This is a genomic window from Afifella pfennigii DSM 17143, from assembly GCF_000688515.1.
Lineage (GTDB): Bacteria > Pseudomonadota > Alphaproteobacteria > Rhizobiales > Afifellaceae > Afifella > Afifella pfennigii.
This window is the reverse complement of sequence record NZ_JHZK01000025.1, coordinates 40316-57067: the sequence shown is the minus strand read 5'-3', so window position 1 is coordinate 57067 and position 16752 is coordinate 40316. Positions and strand designations below refer to the sequence as shown.

Below are 16752 nucleotides of genomic sequence, written 5' to 3'. Positions count from 1 at the left end.
CTACCGCGGCCACGATGCGCCAAGGCCGCTCGGCGTCTTCCGCTCCGGGCAGAAGCGGGGCGTGTTCGGGGCCATCAAGAAGGAGCTCAGAAGACGATCCGCCATCGAGGCCGTTATCGGACACCTCAAGACCGACGGCCACATGGGCCGCAACTTCCTCAAGGGACGCCACGGCGACCACGCCAATGCCGTCCTCACCGCCGCCGGCTACAACTTCCGCCTCATCCTCCGCTGGCTGAGGCTTCTCTTGCGCCTCATCCTGGAGGCCTTTGCCAAAGCCATTGGCCCCAAAACCGCGCTCCAGACGGCTTCTTAACAGTCAACTCTTTTCCGGCGGCCGCTTCCTTCAAGCTCTGGCCGCCGGTTGGTGCTGCGTCCGGCTGTGAACTTCCCTCGCCCGTGGCGACTGCCGGGCCGGCGCCTCAGGCCGCCATCCCCTTTCGGCTGGTGTCGCGATCGCGCTCTTTCTCGCGCCGCCGCCGGTCGGTGACGGCCACTTCGCGCTCGCGCCGCCTGGCGGCGATCTCGCGCCTCACCACCCAGCGCATGATGTCGCGCCAGCGCCAGATGCGTCCCGCGCTCGCCCAATTGCCGTCCGGCACCTCGTTGATGAGGCACCACACCCGATAGGCTTCTTCTTCCGAGAAGGGCGTGCCTTCCGCCGCGAGGATGGCGTTGGTGGATTTCTCCACCAGAGACCGCTTCTTCTCCTCGTTGAGCGCCCCGCCCGGGATCGTATAGGTCAGCCGGTAGCAGGGGTCTTCGGTGAAGCGCCCGCCGACATAGCTGCGGCAGGGGTCGAGCTCCGTCACCTCCAAGCGGGTGATAGAGCGCGCCACCGCGCTGCCCGGCCGGGCACCCTGATGGTCCAGAAGGATCGCGGTCAGATCGCGCGCCAGCATGTCGAGCTTCTGCTCAGAAAGCGCGCCGCGGGTTAAACGCAGTTCTGCAAGAGGCATGACAGCACCTACTGATTACGCAACTTGAACGTCATGCAGGGGGTGCCCTTGCGCCGGCCGCAGCCGCTCCTGGGCACGTACGAGCTTTTCCATCTTCCTGAGATCGGCCTCGCCGACGCCAAGGGCGCAATCGACCCAGATATCGGTGACGTCGCGCAGCTCCTCGAAGCTGAGCGGCGTGACCCGCCGGCGCGTGCGATAGATGCCGACCTGGGCGTTATGTCGGCGCTGCGTGCGCTCGATATAGGCCCTGACCGCCTTCTCTCCCTCACCGTTCTCGACCAGAAGGTCGATGACCCCCTCCTGAAGCATCTCCTCGGCGTGAAAGCTGCGCCCGGAAAGCATCAGCTTCTCGGCCGTGCGCGCCGAGGTCTTGCGCTGCAGGTAGGAATAGGCGCCCATACCCGGGAAGAGATTGAACAGCACCTCCGGCAGGCCGAAGCTGGCGTTCTTCTCCGCCAGGATGAGGTTGCACGACAGCGCCGATTCCAGCCCGCCGCCGAGCGCCTGCCCCTCAACCAGGGCGATAGTTATGATCGGCAGTCCGGCGCTGATGGAATTGAGATAGGTCATCCTCGCGCAGGCATGCGCATAGTCGCGCAGCCCCGCCTCGTCGCGCTCGCGGATGAGCCGCGAGAACAGCTCAAGGTCGCCCCCGAGGCTGAAGATCTGCGGCGTCTTGGAGCGGTAGACGATGTATTTGAGCGGCAGGGAGCGTTGGAAGGCGCCGCCGGAAAGCCGCTCGTTCAACGACGTGAACAGATGGATGTAGTCATCCACCAGCTGACGCGTGAAGCACGGCCGGCCCGGCGGCGTCATCGTCGTCCACAGCGTTCCGGTCTCCGGCTCGAAGCGAAGAGCGATCTCCTTCACCTCACCCTGAAGCTTCTCCAGGATGGCCGTGACATACTTCTGGCTGTATTGCGCATCGGAAAGGCCGGCATGATCCGGCCTCGCCTCGCTCCGATTGGCGTCCCCCTCGCCATGCTCGCACGGCTCGTGGGCACGCGTTTGCCGCATTTCCATCACAGGTACTCCCGCCGCCACAGGACCTGTTAAGATTAATACAACCTTTTGGCGATTGGTTAAGGGAAAGTTTGAATCAAAACGTGGCAACTTCTTGTTAAGGTTAATATTGCGTTAACGCGCGCCCAGAGGCTGCAGCCCTGCCGCCGGCCATTCTTCGCGGCAGGATTGAACCGCCCCAGGCGCGAAATGGCTGAAAAACCGCGCCCCTGCGCCGCCGGCGCCGCGCACCGAGCGCCGCGGAGCGATGCCGCCGAATGCAGCTATCGTCCGCAAGGACCGGCCCCTGCCGCTGACGTACCCCTTCAGAGAAAAGCGTGGCGGGCCAGCCGGATACCGGCGGTCTTCGGGCCGTCGCGGCTCAGGCTGCGGCCTGTGCGTCGATGCGCAGGGCGAAGAGCTTGCTGAGCCTTTCCGGCGGCACCGGCTTGCCGATGAGGTAGCCCTGCACCTCGTCGACATAGCCGTCGGCCATGATGATGGCGAGTTGGTCTTCCCGCTCCACCCCTTCCACCGCCACCGACAGGCCGAGTTCGGCGCTGAGCCGGGCGACGCCGCGCAGCATGATCAGCGATTGCGGATCGGCATCCAGGGCCAGCACGAAGGAGCGGTCGATCTTCACCTTGTCGAAGGGGAAGCTGTGCAGATAGGCAAGGCTCGAATAGCCGGTGCCGAAATCGTCGAGCGAGATGCGGATGCCCATCTCGCTGAGCTCCGAGAGCGCCAGCTTGGTGCGCTCGGTATGCTCCAGAAGCACCGATTCGGTGATCTCGATCTCCAGCCGGTTGGCGGAAAGCCCGCTGCCCGCCAGCGCCGCCTCCACCGAGCGCACGATGTCGCCGCGACGGAAATGGATCGGGGAGACGTTGACGGCGACCCGCGTCTCCCCTGGCCATTTATTCGCCTCGCGGCAAGCTTGCAGCAACGTCCAGTCGCCGATTTCCACGATGAGGCCCATCTCCTCGGCGAGCGGGATGAATTCTGAGGGCGGCACCGGGCCGCGCCGGCCGCCCGGCCAGCGCAAGAGCGCCTCGCAGGTGGAGATGTTGCGTCGTCTGAGATTGAGCAGCGGCTGATAATGCAGTTGCAGCTCCTCGTTGGCGAAGGCGCTTCTGAGCTCCATTTCCAGCGAGCGCCGCTCCTGCGCCTTCACGTCCATCTCCCGCTCGAACAGGCAGAAGGTGCCGCGCCCGTTGGCCTTGGCCCGGTAGAGCGCCATGTCGGCGTTCTTGATGAGGGCATCGGCGTTGCGTCCGTCGGCGGGGGCGAGCGCGATGCCCACGCTCGCCCCGGCGACGATGGAATGGCCGTTGAGGGCGTAGGGCTGGGTCAGCGCCGCGATGATCCGTGTGGCGAAAAGGCCCGCCTCCTCCGCGTCCTCGATGCCGGTCGCCATGAGCACGAATTCGTCGCCCCCGAAGCGCGCCAGCACGTCGCTCTTGCGCGTCATCGCCGAAAGCCGCCGCGCCGTGGCGCGCAAGAGGCTGTCGCCGACCGGATGGCCGAGCGTGTCGTTGACGCTCTTGAAATGGTCGAGATCGATGCAGAAGACGGCGAAGCTCTTATCGGCCTCGATCGCCCGCTTCACCGCCTCCTCCAGCTGTTCCTTCAGCTTGACGCGGTTGGGCAGGCCGGTCACGTCGTCGTGATGCGCCATATAGGCGATGCGCGCTTCGGAGCGCTTGCGCTCCGTCACGTCCTCGGCCACCAGCACCATGCCGCCATCCTTGGCGGCCTCCACCGTGACGGCGATGGTGCGGCGGTCGTTGGTGACGATCTGCACGGCGGTGCCGACCTTGAACTCGCCCTGCAGCCGCTTCAGCTCCGAGCGCGAGATCACGCCCTTGCGCACGCAGGTACGCACCAGATCCTGCATCGTCATGCCTTCCTCGATATCGCCCTCCCTGAGGCCGAGGAGATCGAGGAGGCGGCCGTTATAGACGCGCACGCGCTCCTGCGCGTCGAGCATCATCACACCGTGGGACATGTTGCTGAGGGCAGCTTCCAGCCTTCCTGCGAGCAGCGACATGACCTTCTCCGCGCGCAGTGCCGTGAGCAGCGTGTTGCTGATCGACATGGAGACGCCGCGCATGCTCCAGAAGAAGAAGGCCATCAGGAGCGCAAGGACGATGTAGGAGGCCTCGCCGCGCAGCATCAGGCCGATGACCAGCGGAATGCAGGCGAAGATGATCTGAAGCGAGACCAGCGTCGGCCGGCCGGCGTTGCGGCCGGCGATGCCGGAGGAATAGCCGATGGTGACGGACACGGCGACCAGATGCGCCGCCACGTCGTTCGACATGGTCAGCGCCACCAGGCACCACACGCCCAAAAGCCCGGAATAGGCGCAGGCCCCGATGGCGTAGAGAAGGTCCCAGAAATGCGGGTTCTCCACGCCGCCGTTGCCGCCGCCGCGACGTCGGTAGAGCACCGCCGCCAGAACGCGCGCGAAGCCGATGACCGCGATCGCCGCCGCGGTCCAATAGAGCGCGACGGTACCGGTCTCGAATGCCGTCAACAGCGCAGCCGCCGTCCCGCCGATCGCCCCGGCCACCAGCGAACGCATGGAGCTGAAAAGCGAGGTAACCAGCGAGGCGTAAATGTCCGGCTCGACCCGACGGTCGATGGTGGGTCCGTTCTCCATCACCCAAACAGTCGCGACGTTCCGCGACATCTTGGAAGGAGTAGATTAAAGAAAGCGCTAAACCCGGTCGTTTTCTGTGTTTTCGACGGCAGCGCCTTCACCGGCCACGCTTTTTCACCGATCCTGTTGCGATTTTCGCGATTTCTCCGCAACGGCAAGGACATGCTGCACTGAACGAAATCCTGATCATCTGCATGTGCCTGCTTGCCGGCGGCACGCTCAAGGGCGTGACCGGCATGGGCCTGCCGCTCGTTGCTGTGCCGGGGCTCGCCGCCTTTCTCGGCGTGCCGCATGCCCTGGCTGTCCTGACGTTGCCGATCCTTGCCACCAATGCCTGGCAGGTATGGGTCTATCGGGCACATCGGCGGGGCCTTGTCTTCCTGCCGGCCTTGATCCTCGCCGCCCTTTTCGGCGTCGCCGTCGGCACCTTTCTGTTGACGCAGCTGCCGGGCGAGATCCTGTCCCTGGCCCTCGCCCTGATGGTGCTCGCCTATGTCGCCTTGCGACTGCTGCAGCCGCAATGGAAGCTGGCACTTGCCCCGGCGCGGCGGCTCGCTCCCGCCGTCGGCCTCGTCTCCGGCGCCCTTCAGGGCGCCACCGGCATTTCGGCGCCGGTCAGCGCCACCTTCATCAGCGCCCTGCGGCTGCCGCAGCCGCAGTTCGTCTTCGCCGTCTCCACCCTCTTCACCGGCTTCGTGCTGGCGCAGATACCCTCTCTCGCCCTTGCCGGCATCCTGACGCCGGAGCGCGCCGCCTACAGCCTCGTGGCGCTGTTGCCGACCTTCCTCGGCCTGCGTCTCGGCAACTGGCTCGGGCGCTATCTTAATGCCGCGCATTTCGACCGGCTCATTCTCCTCATGCTGGTGCTGATCGCGCTAAAGCTCTTCGCCGATTCCGGCATCCTCGTCTGAGGCGGCTCAGCCCTCCTTGGCCATCTCGCGCAGCCTGAACTTCTGGATCTTGCCGGTGCTCGTCTTCGGGATCTCGGCGAAGACGAAATGGCGTGGGCATTTGTAATGGGCGAGCCTCTCGCGCGTATAGGCGACGAGCTCTTCCTCGCTCGCCTCCTTGCCCGGCCTCAGTTCCACGAACGCGACCGGCGTCTCGCCCCATTTCTCGTCGGGCCGCGCCACCACCGCCACGGAGGCGATCGCCGGATGCTTGTAGAGCACGTCCTCCACCTCGATGGAGGAGATGTTTTCCCCGCCGGAGATGATGATGTCCTTGGAGCGGTCCTTGAGCTGGATATAGCCGTCCGGATGCATGACCCCGAGATCGCCGGAATGGAACCAGCCGCCGGCGAGCGCCGCTTCCGTCGCCTCCCGGTTCTTCAGATAGCCCTTCATGACGATATTGCCGCGGAACATCACCTCGCCGAGGCTCTCTCCGTCCGCCGGCACCGGCCGCATCGTCTCCGGGTCGATCACCGAAAGCTCCTCCAGCGCCGGATAGCGCACGCCCTGGCGCGCTTTCTTCCTCGCCCGTCCCGCCGCGTCGAGTTCGCTCCATTCGGCGTGCCATTCGTTGACCACCGCCGGCCCGTAGGTCTCCGTCAGCCCGTAAAGATGGGTGACGGAAAAGCCTGCCTCCTCCGTGGCTGAAAGCACCGCCTCCGGCGGCGGCGCCGCGGCCGTGGCGAAGGAGACCTTGTGCGAGAAATCGCGACGTTCCTGCGGCGCCGCGTTGACCAGCACGCTCATGACGATCGGCGCGCCGCACATATGTGTGACGCCGTGCTCGGCGATGGCGTGGTAGATCGATCGCGCCCGCACCCATCTGAGGCACACATGCGTGCCGACCGTCAGCGGGATCGTCCAGGGAAAGCACCAGCCGTTGCAGTGGAACATCGGCAACGTCCACAGATACACCGGATGGTGCCCCAGATCGGCGCTCACCTGGTTGGCGTAGCACATCAGCGCCGCGCCGCGATGATGGTAGACGACGCCCTTCGGATTGCCGGTCGTGCCGGAGGTATAATTGAGCGAGATGGCGTCCCATTCGTCCTGCGGCATCGCCCAGTCGAAATCCGCATCGCCCTCCGCGAGAAGTTCGGCCCATTCCAGGCTGCCGATCCGTTCCCCCTTGGGAAAGGGGGGCGCCTCGCCGCTTGCCGGCCCGTAATCGGGGTCGTCGAAATCGACGATAAGCGGCTTGACCTTCGCCTGCGCCAGCGCCTCGCCCATCACCGCGGCGAATTCCCGGTCGACGATCACCGCCTTGGCCTCTGCATGGTCGAGTTGGAAGGCGATCACCGCTGCGTCGAGGCGGGTGTTGATGGAATGCAGCACCGCCCCGGCCATCGGCACGCCGAAATGCGCCACCAGCATCGGCGGCGTGTTCGCCAGCATCACCGAGACGGTGTCGCCTTGCCCGATGCCGCGCTTTGCCAGCGCCGAGGCGAGCCGCCGCGCATCGGCGTAGAAGTCGCGGTAGCTCATCTGGCGGTGGCCGTGGATGACCGCGATCCTCTCCGGGAAAACGGCCGCCGTGCGCGCCAGGAAGGAGAGCGGCGTCAGCGGCTGAAAGTTCGCCGGCGTTTTCGGCAGGTCGGTGCGATAGGCGTCGTTCATCGGCGTTTTCTCCCTTGTCGCTAGGATCAAAGCCGAAGCCGGAAGCGACCGCAATCGCCTATCGGCGCCGCGGCCCGGTTCAGGAAAGCAGCGCCGAGACGCCGTCGAAAATGAGCTTCACCGAGACCAGCAGCACCATGGCGTAGCTGAGAGCGTAGAAGAAATGCGGGGAGACCATCTTCACCAGCCAGGCGCCGAAGAGCGTTGCGAACGGGGCGATGGGAAGCAGCACCGCGGAGGTCGCCAGATTGGCGGCGGAAAACTGCCCGAGAAAGAAATAGGGCGGAAGCTTCACCGCGTTGACGACGGCGAAGAAGATCACCGAGGTGCCGGCATAGAGCCGCGGATCGAGCCTTAAGGGCAGCATGTACATCTGAAAGGGCGGCCCGCCGGCATGGGCGAGGAAGCTGGTGAAGCCGGCAACCGCCCCCCAGAAACCGCCCTTGGCCGCGTTCGCCGGCCGGCCTTCGCTGCTGCGCTGGCGTCTGAGGTAGTGGTTGAGCGAGAAAACCAGCCCGATGGTGCCGACGATGAGGCGGATCTGGTTCTCCCCGATCGTGCCGGCGAGGAGCCAGCCGATACCGATCCCGAGGACCGCGCCGGGCAACAGGATGGCCAGGCTCTTGACGTCGTAGGTGCCGCGCCAGGCATAAAGCCCGGCGATATCCATGACGACGAGGATCGGCAGCAAAATCGCCGCCGCCCGCACCGGATCGACGGCGAGCATCAATAAGGGCACGCCGAGAATGGCGCCGGCTCCGCCGAAGCCGCCCTTGGAAAGACCGATCATCACGACGGCCGGGACCGCCATCATGTAGAAGAACGGATCCTCGATCACGAAGCTGTTTGGCTGCCGCCCCTCACGAAGCGGCGGTGCCGCGTACGGCGCGGGCGATGCGCGACAGCCGCTCGCTCGCCCGTTCCATCACCTCGCTGACCTCGCCTTCCAGCGCCTCGCAGCGGTCGAGCGCCTCGTTGCGGCCCTCGCGCAGATCGCCGATTTCCTCCTCCAGCGCCGAAATGCGGCCCTCCGCCTCGCTGAGCCGGTCCATGGTCAGCATCGCCGCCATGACGGTGAGGCGCTGGTCGCCCACCTCGCCGACCCCGGCGCGCAGCTCCGTGACGGTCTCGTCGAGCCGCGTTCCGAGCTGGGCGACATGCTCCTCCTGCCCGTCTTCGCAGGCGAGCCGGTAGCGATGCCCGGCGATCGTGACGGTGACCGTTCCCATCCTATCTGTCGCCTTCCCCGAGCGCCTGTTGCAAAACGTCGATCGCCCGCTCCAGGCGGCGGCCGACCTCTTGTCTTGCCTGCTCCAGTTTCTCCGAGCGCTCGCTGGCGGCGTCCAGCGCCTCGGCGAGCCGCGCCCTGTCCTGTTCCAGGTCGTGCAGCTGTGCGCTAAGCGCTTGGCTGCGTTGCTCGCCGGTCTCGGCCTGCTCCACGGCCAGTTCCAGCTCGCCCAGCGCCTCCTCCAGCCGCTTGGCCGCCGCTGCAAGACGCGTCGCGCCGGCACCCGGCTCGGAGCCTGAGTGCATTGGACGCGGATTGGTGAGCTGTTCAGCCGGCAAGGCCCCGTCTCGACATCGGATAAATCAACGGATTGCGGGGAAGAGGTTATGCAGCGCTTCAAAGGGCCGTCAACTGCCTCTTTGCAGGGCGCCCCTCATCGGACGCCCCGCGACGTTGACTCCCCTTGAGAGGCGTGTATGTCTCGCGCGCCTGCCGAAGGGGGCGGACGGCGGGGCATTTCCTCACTTTCACTCTACGACGCGGTTAGCAAGAAGTATTCATGTCAGAGGCCGACAAGCACGCACCCATGGCCAACGCTATTCGGGCGCTCGCCATGGACGCTGTGGAAGCTGCCAAGTCCGGACATCCGGGCCTGCCGATGGGGGCGGCCGATATCGCCACCGTCCTTTTCACCCGCCATCTCAAATTCGATCCCACCGATCCGGCCTGGCCGGATCGCGACCGCTTCGTCATGTCGGCCGGTCACGGCTCCATGCTGGTCTATGCCCTGCTTTACCTCCTCGGCTACGAGGACATGACGCTGGAGGAGCTGAAGAATTTCCGCCAGCTCGGCTCCAGGACGGCCGGCCATCCCGAATTCGGCGAGGCCGCGGGCATTGAGACCACCACCGGCCCGCTCGGCCAGGGCATCGCCAACGCCGTCGGCATGGTGCTCGCCGAGCGCCTGCTCAATGCCGACTTCGGCGACGAGCTCGTGGATCATCACACTTATGTCCTGTGCTCCGACGGCGACCTCATGGAGGGTATCAGCCAGGAAGCCATCGCCCTTGCCGGCCATCTGCAGCTGTCGCGCCTCATCGTCATCTTCGACGATAACGGCATCACCATCGACGGCGACATCGCTCTCGCCGATTCCACCGACCAGGTGGCCCGCGTGGAGGCTTCCGGCTGGAACGCGCTGCGTATCGACGGCCACGACCCCGACCAGATCGACCGTGCCCTCGCCGAGGCCCGTCAGTCGGATCGCCCGACGCTGATCGCCGCGCGCACCACCATCGGCTACGGCGCCCCCAACAAGGCCGGTACTGCCGCCGCCCATGGCTCGCCGCTTGGCGAGAAGGAAATCGAGGCGGCGCGCCAGAAGCTCGACTGGGAGCACGAGCCCTTCGCCATTCCCGAGAATGTTCGCGACGCCTGGCGCATCGCGGGCCTGCGCTCGCGTCCGCAGCGCAAGGCCTGGCAGGAGCGTTTCGAGGCGATGGACGCGGAACGCCGCGGCGATTTTGAGCGGCGCATGGCGGGCGATCTGCCGGCCGAGCTGGAGCGCGCCTTCGCCGAGCTGAAGAGCCGGCTCGCTGCCGAGCCGCAGAACATCGCCAGCCGCAAGGCCTCCGAGCTGACGCTGGAGGCGATCACCCCGGCCGTGCCGGAGATGGTGGGCGGCTCCGCCGATCTCACCGGCTCCAACAACACCCGCGCCAAGGCCATGAAGGCGGTGGCGCCGGGCGATTATTCCGGCTCCTTCATCCATTGGGGCATCCGCGAGCACGGCATGGCCGCCGCCATGAACGGCATGGCGCTGCATGGAGGGCTGATTCCCTATTCGGGCACCTTCCTCACCTTTTCCGATTACTGCCGGCCGGCGATCCGTCTTGCCGCCATGATGGGCCAGCGCGTCATCCATGTGATGACCCACGATTCCATCGGCCTTGGCGAGGACGGCCCCACGCACCAGCCGGTGGAGCATCTCGCCGCCTTGCGGGCGATCCCCAATCTTTGCGTCTTCCGCCCCGCCGATGCGGTGGAGACGGCCGAATGCTGGCAGCTCGCTCTGGCCCGCAAGGAAGGCCCGAGCGTGCTTGCCCTCACGCGGCAGAACCTTCAGCAGCTGCGCCTTGATCTGGAGGAGGACAATCGGTGTCGCCGCGGCGCCTACGAGCTCGCGCCGGCTTCCGGCGATGCGGCCGTCAGCCTCTTCGCCACCGGCTCGGAGGTCGCCATCGCGCTGGCCGCCAAGGAGCTTCTGGACGCCAAGGGCCATCCCGCGCGTGTCGTTTCCGTGCCGTGCTTTGAGCTGTTTGCGCGCGAGAGCGAGATGTATCGCCGGGAAGTGCTCGGCTCGGCGAAGCTGCGGGTGGGCGTGGAAGCGGCCATCCGCCAGGGCTGGGACGCCATCATCGGCGATGACGGGCTCTTCATCGGCATGACGGGTTTCGGTAGTAGCGGTCCTTATCAGGAGCTCTACCGGCATTTTGGCATCACCGCCGAGGCGATTTGCGAAGCCGCGCTCGCCCGGCTGGAAGGCAATGGGACGGACGAGGAGTAGGGAAATGGTTGTAAAGGTCGCCATCAACGGATTTGGACGTATCGGGCGCAACGTGCTGCGCTCCATCATCGAGACCGGCCGCACCGATATTGAGGTGGTGGCCATCAACGATCTCGGCCCGGTGGAGACGAACGCCCATCTCGTGCGCTACGACAGCGTGCATGGCCGCTTCCCCGGCGAGGTGAAGGTCGACGGCGACACCATCGATGTCGGCCGCGGCCCGATCAAGGTGACGGCCGAGCGCGATCCCTCCAAGCTGCCGCATGGCGATCTCGGCGTCGATATCGTCATGGAATGCACCGGCATCTTCACCGCCCGCGACAAGGCCGCCATGCATCTGGACGGCGGCGCCAAGCGCGTTCTCGTCTCCGCCCCGGCCAGCGGCGCCGATCTCACCGTCGTCTACGGCGTCAACCACGACAAGCTCACCGCCGAGCATGTCGTCGTCTCCAACGCCTCCTGCACGACCAACTGCCTGTCGCCGGTCGCCTATGTGCTCAACAACGCCATCGGCATCGACAAGGGCTTCATGACGACGATCCATTCCTATACCGGCGACCAGCCGACGCTGGACACGCTGCACAAGGATCTCTACCGCGCCCGCGCCGCGGCCCTGTCGATGATCCCCACCTCCACGGGTGCGGCCAAGGCCGTCGGCCTCGTCCTGCCGGAACTGAACGGCAAGCTCGACGGTGTCGCCATCCGCGTGCCGACCCCGAACGTCTCGGTCGTGGATTTCAAGTTCCTGGCCTCCCGTGAGACCTCGGTGGAGGAGATCCAGAACGCCATCCGCGAGGCCGCGAACGGGCCGCTGAAGGGCATCCTCGGCTACACCGACGACAAGCTCGTCTCCTGCGACTTCAATCATGACAGCCATTCCTCCGTCTTCCACATGGACCAGACGAAGGTGATGGAAGGCAGCTTCTGCCGCGTCCTGTCCTGGTACGACAACGAATGGGGCTTCTCCTGCCGCATGGCCGACACCGCTGTCGCCATGGGCAAGACGCTCTGAGCTGAAAACGCCTCTAGAAGACGCGACGACGGCGGCGGGCCTCCCGCCGCCGTTTTCGTGTGCGCCGACAGCTTGCTCTCCAGATCGCGCTCTCCGGATCACGCTCCCCGGATCGCGCCCTCAAGATCGCGAAGATGGGCCGTCCGATCCGGCGGATCGCTCGCCCTCTCCTCTGCCGTCTGCAGACGGCGAACCGTGATTCGCTTGCCGGCGCGCCAATCCCCTCAAGCCTCCGCATGCCCCGTGCTGGCGATGACAGCGCCCGAACGGGCCGGCCCCTCTCTTCCGTTGCGGCGGTGCGGAGAACGACCGGGCGATAGAGCGAGAAAATGCCGTCGGGACGGTGCTGGAGGGCGTTTAAGGGCTGCCTGGCGCCCCCTTGGCGCAGGAGCCCTGCAACCGCAAATGCCCGCTTCGGGGGGATCGCCGATAGCCGCTTCGTGCGCCGGTTGTTTCTTAGAGCCATTCTTGAATAACTGTGGCCCCGGCGCAACAGCGCTGCGCTGCCACAGCTGCTAGCAGACACGCGTTAAAGTCACTTATGTAAGGAAATTCAAGCAGCTATGAAGAGAGCGATTGCCCTCACGCTGAGCACATTCTTTCTCGCCGGCACGGCATATGCGGCCGATCTGCCGACCTATGAAGCGGCACCGGCGCCGGTCGCGCCCGCGGCCGCCTTCGACTGGACCGGCTTCTATCTCGGCCTTCAAGGGGGCTTCGGCGGCGACGAGTTCACCTATCCGCTCGATTATTCCGTTGGCGGCACCGGTGTCTTCAACGCCGAGGCCGATTTGGACTCCAGCGGCTTCTTCGGCGGCGCCTATGCCGGCTTCAACTATCAGTTCGGACCTAACTTCGTCGCCGGCATCGAAGCCGACATCAACTGGGCGGATATCGAGGGCAAGCTGGACGTCAGCGGCAACAGCCCGCTCCTCGGCGGGTTGAACGTCACCGCCAAGGCCGGCTCGCAGGTCAACTGGTTCGGCACCGGCCGTCTGAAGCTCGGCTTCCTGCCGACCGAGCGCTTCATGATCTTCGCCACCGGCGGTCTTGCCTTCGGCGAGGTGGAGAGCTCCTACCGTGTCACGGCCGCGGCCGGTGGCGGCTCCGTGGCGTTCCGTGATTCCACCAGCGATACGGAATTCGGTTGGACGCTGGGTGCCGGCTTCGAATACGCCATCACCGATGCGCTCTCCGTCAAGACGGATTACGCCTATGTCGATCTCGGCGATCAGACGCTTTACAACGCGCCCCTGGGTCTCGTCGCCGGCGACAATCTGAACATTGAGGCTGAGACCAGCTTCCACACGATCAAGGCTGGTCTGAGCTACCGCTTCTGAGCCGAGCTCGTTTGCGCAGGCAGCCCCCGCCTATGCGGGGGTTGCTGTCCCACCCTCCGGCGACGGCCCGCCCGCCCCGCCGGGCAGCCGCGAACTCTCGCCCGCCGCACAAGCTTTCCTTATGATTTAGGCCTTACCGGCCTTGCCTTCGCCCCACTCGCCGCAGAACAAGGAAGGGGCATGGCAAAGAGAGGCTTATGGAACAGGCGATCTATCTCGTTACCCTCATCGGCACGGCGCTCGTCCTCGTCGCCGCCTTCTCCAGCGTGATCGCTTTCCGCTTCGGCGCGCCCCTCCTCCTCGTCTTCCTGCTCATCGGCCTTGCCGCCGGCGTCGACGGTCTCGGCCTTGATTTCGACAATGCGCCGCTCGCCTATTTCGTCGGCTCGCTGGCGCTTGCCGTCATCCTCTTCGATTCCGGCTTTCGAACCTCGCTGACCGCCTTTCGTCAGGCGGCCCTGCCGGCCGTTTCGCTGGCCACCATCGGCGTTGTGCTGACGGCCGGCCTCGTCGGCCTCGCCACCTATTACCTCACCGATTTCACCTGGCTGGAATCCTTCCTTCTCGGCGCCACCGTCGCCTCCACCGACGCGGCGGCCGTCTTTTTTCTGCTGCGCGCCGGCAACATCTCCATCCGCGAGCGCGTGCGCTCCACCCTGGAAATCGAATCGGGCTCCAACGATCCGATCGCCATCTTCCTCACCCTGACCCTCGTCTCGGTCCTGGCAAGCGGCGAGGCGGTGAAGGCCGAAGCGCTCGCTGGCGAGGTGCTTGCCGGCTTTCTCCTGCAGATGGGTCTGGGCGCCGCGGCCGGGCTCGCCGGCGGGCGCCTCGTCGTCTGGCTGGTCGGTCGTTTCGAGCTCGATCGCGGCCTTTTGCCGATCTTCGTCCTGGCGCTGTCGCTGATGGTCTTCGGCGCGGCCGGCGCCATCGGCGGCTCCGGCTTCCTTGCCGTCTATCTTGCCGGCCTCGTTGCCGGCAATGCGCGCCTGCCGGCAGCCTCCGGCATCATGCGCTTCCAGGACGGCATGACCTGGCTCGCCCAGATCATCATGTTCCTGGTGCTCGGCCTCTTCGCCACGCCCTCGCAATTCCCCGTCATCGTCGTCGATGCCCTGCTCATCGGCCTCTTTCTCATCTTCATCGGCCGTCCGCTCGCCGTGGCGCTCTGCCTCGTGCCCTTCCGCTACCCGCGCAACGAGACGGTCTTCGTCTCCTGGGTCGGCCTCCGGGGCGCCGTCTCCATCCTCCTGGCTCTGACGCCGCTCATCATCGGGCTGGAGAACGGCCGCGCTTTGTTCAACACCGCCTTCATCATCGTCCTCGTCTCCTTGATGGTGCAGGGCTGGACGGTCGGCACCGTGGCGCGCCGCCTTGGCCTCGTCCTGCCGCCGCGCATGGGGCCTTTGGAGAAGATCGCTCTCGACCTCCCCGGCGCCAGGCATCAGGAGCTTCTTACCTACAAGGTCATCGAGGACAGCCCCGTGGCGCGCGGCGAGCGCATCCCACGCTGGGCGCGGCCTTCCCTGGTCCTGCGCGCCGGCCGGGCCCTTTCCTTCCACGATGCCGGCCGCCTGCAGCCGGGCGACCATGTCTACATCGTCGTGCCGGACCGCTATCCGCCGCTCCTCGACCGCCTCTTCGCCAGCCGCGCCGAGGTCGATCCGGCCGATGTCGATTTCTTCGGCCAGTTCGCCGTCGATCCGGAGCGCCCCGCCGCCGAGCTCGCCGCCGCCTACGGCGTTGCCCTCTCCGATGAGGAGGCGGCCATGAGCATTGCCGAGCTGGTCATGGAGCGCGTCGTCGGCAAGGCCGAATACGGCGACCGCATTCCCCTTGAGCCGGTGGAGCTCATCGTCCGCGACACCGACGCGGAGGGCCGCCCGACGAGGCTCGGCGTCTCCCTCGACCCGCCGGAGCCCTCCGAGAGCTTCATCACCTTGCTGAGCGCCGGCGGCCTGCGCGATCGTCTCGCCCGCCTCGCCGGCCTGAAGCGGCGGGAAGATCTCTCCTCGCGCGCCCCGGCGCGTCCGCCCTCGCCGGGTGCCGCGCTTTCCGCCTCCGAGCCGGCTCCCGCATCCGCCGAGAAGGCGCCGGGCGAGACATGAGGGCCGCTTGCCTTCGTTTTCTCTCTCTGTATGTTCCCGGCCAATCTGAACGCGACTGGGGGGTAAGATGATGAGCGGCTTCAATACGCTCGACGACGCCGGCGATATCGCCGGCAAGCGCGTGCTTCTGCGCGTCGATCTCAACGTGCCGGTAAAGGACGGCCGCGTCACCGATGCCACCCGCATCGAACGCGTCGCGCCGACCATCCGCGAGCTCTCGGGCAAGGGCGCCAAGGTAGCGCTCCTCGCCCATTTCGACCGGCCGAAGGGCAAGCGCATGCCGGAGATGTCGCTCGCCCCGGTGGCCCCTGAGGTCGCCGAAATCGTCGGCAAGCCCGTGGCCTTCGCCGAGGATTGCATCGGCGAGGCGGCAGAGCGCGCCGTCTCCAGCCTCGGCGACGGCGCCATCGTGCTTCTGGAGAACACCCGTTTCCATCCTGGCGAAGAGAAGAACGAGGCGGACTTCGCCGACGCCCTCGCCCGGAGCGGCGACATCTACGTCAACGACGCCTTCTCCGCCGCCCACCGCGCCCATGCCTCCACGGAGGGCCTCGCGCGCCGCCTTCCCGCCTATGCCGGCCGCGCCATGCAGGAGGAGTTGGAGGCGTTGGAGAAGGCTCTCGGCAGCCCCAGGCGCCCGGTCCTTGCCATCGTCGGCGGTGCCAAGGTCTCCACCAAGATCGACCTTCTCGCCAATCTCGTGCAGAAGGTGGACGCCCTCGTCATCGGCGGCGGCATGGCCAATACCTTCCTCTTCGCCAAGGGGATCGCCGTCGGCAAGTCCCTGTGCGAGCCCGATCTCGCCGAGACCGCCCGCCGCATCATGACCGAGGCCGCCTCCTCCGGCTGCGCCATCGTCCTGCCGCTCGACGTGGTCGTGGCCAGGGAGTTCAAGGCCAATGCCGAGAACGAGACCCTGCCGGCCGAGGAAGTGCCCGAGGATGCCATGATCCTCGATGTCGGGCCTCAAAGCCTTGCCGCCGTCAACGCCTGGATCGACAAGGCCGAGACGCTGGTCTGGAACGGCCCGCTCGGCGCCTTCGAGACGCCGCCCTTCGACGTCGCCACCATGGCCGCCGCCCGCCACGCCGCTGAGGTCACCAAGGCCGGCGGCATCGTCTCCGTCGCCGGTGGCGGCGATACCGTCGCCGCCCTCAACCAGGCTGGCGTTGCGGAAGATTTCTCCTATGTCTCCACCGCAGGCGGCGCCTTCCTGGAATGGATGGAGGGCAAGGCGCTCCCGGGCGTGGAGGCCTTGAAGAAGGTTTGAATCGTTCGACTTTTGGAGTAGCCAGCCGCATG

13 protein-coding genes and 1 pseudogene are annotated in these 16752 nt (G+C 66.2%); 7 read left to right on the top strand and 7 right to left on the bottom strand.

The window, feature by feature from the left end; translation table 11 throughout:
• Nucleotides 1–316, top strand: a pseudogene (locus Q331_RS22025) (IS5/IS1182 family transposase); the annotation flags it as partial.
• A 106-nt stretch (nucleotides 317–422) separates the two neighbouring features.
• On the opposite strand, the gene Q331_RS23200 reads toward Q331_RS22025, so the two are convergent.
• The 3 genes from Q331_RS23200 to Q331_RS0115375 form a co-directional block, all read right to left on the bottom strand.
• Nucleotides 423–959: a tautomerase family protein gene (locus Q331_RS23200; protein ID WP_156953379.1), complete on the bottom strand. Its 537-nt coding sequence runs from the start codon at nucleotides 957–959 to the stop codon at nucleotides 423–425.
• 15 nt (nucleotides 960–974) lie between these two features.
• Nucleotides 975–1985 (bottom strand): crotonase/enoyl-CoA hydratase family protein, encoded by a 1011-nt coding sequence (locus Q331_RS22015; protein WP_051631229.1) that lies wholly within the window; start codon nucleotides 1983–1985, stop codon nucleotides 975–977.
• 361 nt (nucleotides 1986–2346) lie between these two features.
• A complete protein-coding gene (locus tag Q331_RS0115375) occupies nucleotides 2347–4626 on the bottom strand; it encodes a putative bifunctional diguanylate cyclase/phosphodiesterase (RefSeq protein WP_026381406.1) in 2280 nt (759 codons plus the stop codon).
• Between the two features lie 194 nt (nucleotides 4627–4820).
• Here Q331_RS0115375 and Q331_RS0115370 point away from each other — a divergent pair, with 194 nt between their 5' ends.
• On the top strand, nucleotides 4821–5537 hold the full coding sequence (locus tag Q331_RS0115370) for a sulfite exporter TauE/SafE family protein (protein ID WP_051631228.1): 717 nt from the start codon (nucleotides 4821–4823) through the stop codon (nucleotides 5535–5537).
• 6 nt (nucleotides 5538–5543) lie between these two features.
• On the opposite strand, the gene Q331_RS0115365 is transcribed toward Q331_RS0115370, so the two are convergent.
• The 4 genes from Q331_RS0115365 to Q331_RS0115350 all read right to left on the bottom strand — a co-directional run bounded on the left by Q331_RS0115365 (nucleotide 5544) and on the right by Q331_RS0115350 (nucleotide 8729).
• Nucleotides 5544–7196: an acyl-CoA synthetase gene (locus Q331_RS0115365; protein WP_026381404.1), complete on the bottom strand. Its 1653-nt coding sequence runs from the start codon at nucleotides 7194–7196 to the stop codon at nucleotides 5544–5546.
• Nucleotides 7197–7275: 79 nt separating this feature from the next.
• Complete coding sequence (locus Q331_RS0115360) at nucleotides 7276–8034, bottom strand: sulfite exporter TauE/SafE family protein (protein ID WP_026381403.1); 759 nt, start codon at nucleotides 8032–8034, stop codon at nucleotides 7276–7278.
• 22 nt (nucleotides 8035–8056) lie between these two features.
• Nucleotides 8057–8425: a cell division protein ZapA gene (locus Q331_RS0115355; RefSeq protein ID WP_026381402.1), complete on the bottom strand. Its 369-nt coding sequence runs from the start codon at nucleotides 8423–8425 to the stop codon at nucleotides 8057–8059.
• 1 nt (nucleotide 8426) lies between these two features.
• Complete coding sequence (locus Q331_RS0115350) at nucleotides 8427–8729, bottom strand: DUF4164 family protein (RefSeq protein ID WP_026381401.1); 303 nt, start codon at nucleotides 8727–8729, stop codon at nucleotides 8427–8429.
• A 254-nt stretch (nucleotides 8730–8983) separates the two neighbouring features.
• Here Q331_RS0115350 and tkt point away from each other — a divergent pair, with 254 nt between their 5' ends.
• From tkt to Q331_RS0115325, 5 genes are all read left to right on the top strand, one after another.
• Complete coding sequence (gene tkt, locus Q331_RS0115345; RefSeq protein WP_026381400.1) at nucleotides 8984–10990, top strand: transketolase; 2007 nt, start codon at nucleotides 8984–8986, stop codon at nucleotides 10988–10990.
• 4 nt (nucleotides 10991–10994) lie between these two features.
• Nucleotides 10995–12002, top strand: coding sequence for a type I glyceraldehyde-3-phosphate dehydrogenase (gene gap / locus Q331_RS0115340; RefSeq protein WP_026381399.1), 1008 nt, complete (start codon nucleotides 10995–10997; stop codon nucleotides 12000–12002).
• Nucleotides 12003–12565: 563 nt separating this feature from the next.
• Nucleotides 12566–13342 (top strand): outer membrane protein, encoded by a 777-nt coding sequence (locus Q331_RS0115335; RefSeq protein WP_034492550.1) that lies wholly within the window; start codon nucleotides 12566–12568, stop codon nucleotides 13340–13342.
• Between the two features lie 197 nt (nucleotides 13343–13539).
• Complete coding sequence (locus Q331_RS0115330) at nucleotides 13540–15450, top strand: potassium/proton antiporter (protein ID WP_026381397.1); 1911 nt, start codon at nucleotides 13540–13542, stop codon at nucleotides 15448–15450.
• A 70-nt stretch (nucleotides 15451–15520) separates the two neighbouring features.
• Nucleotides 15521–16720 (top strand): phosphoglycerate kinase, encoded by a 1200-nt coding sequence (locus Q331_RS0115325; protein WP_026381396.1) that lies wholly within the window; start codon nucleotides 15521–15523, stop codon nucleotides 16718–16720.
• Nucleotides 16721–16752 lie beyond the last annotated feature (32 nt).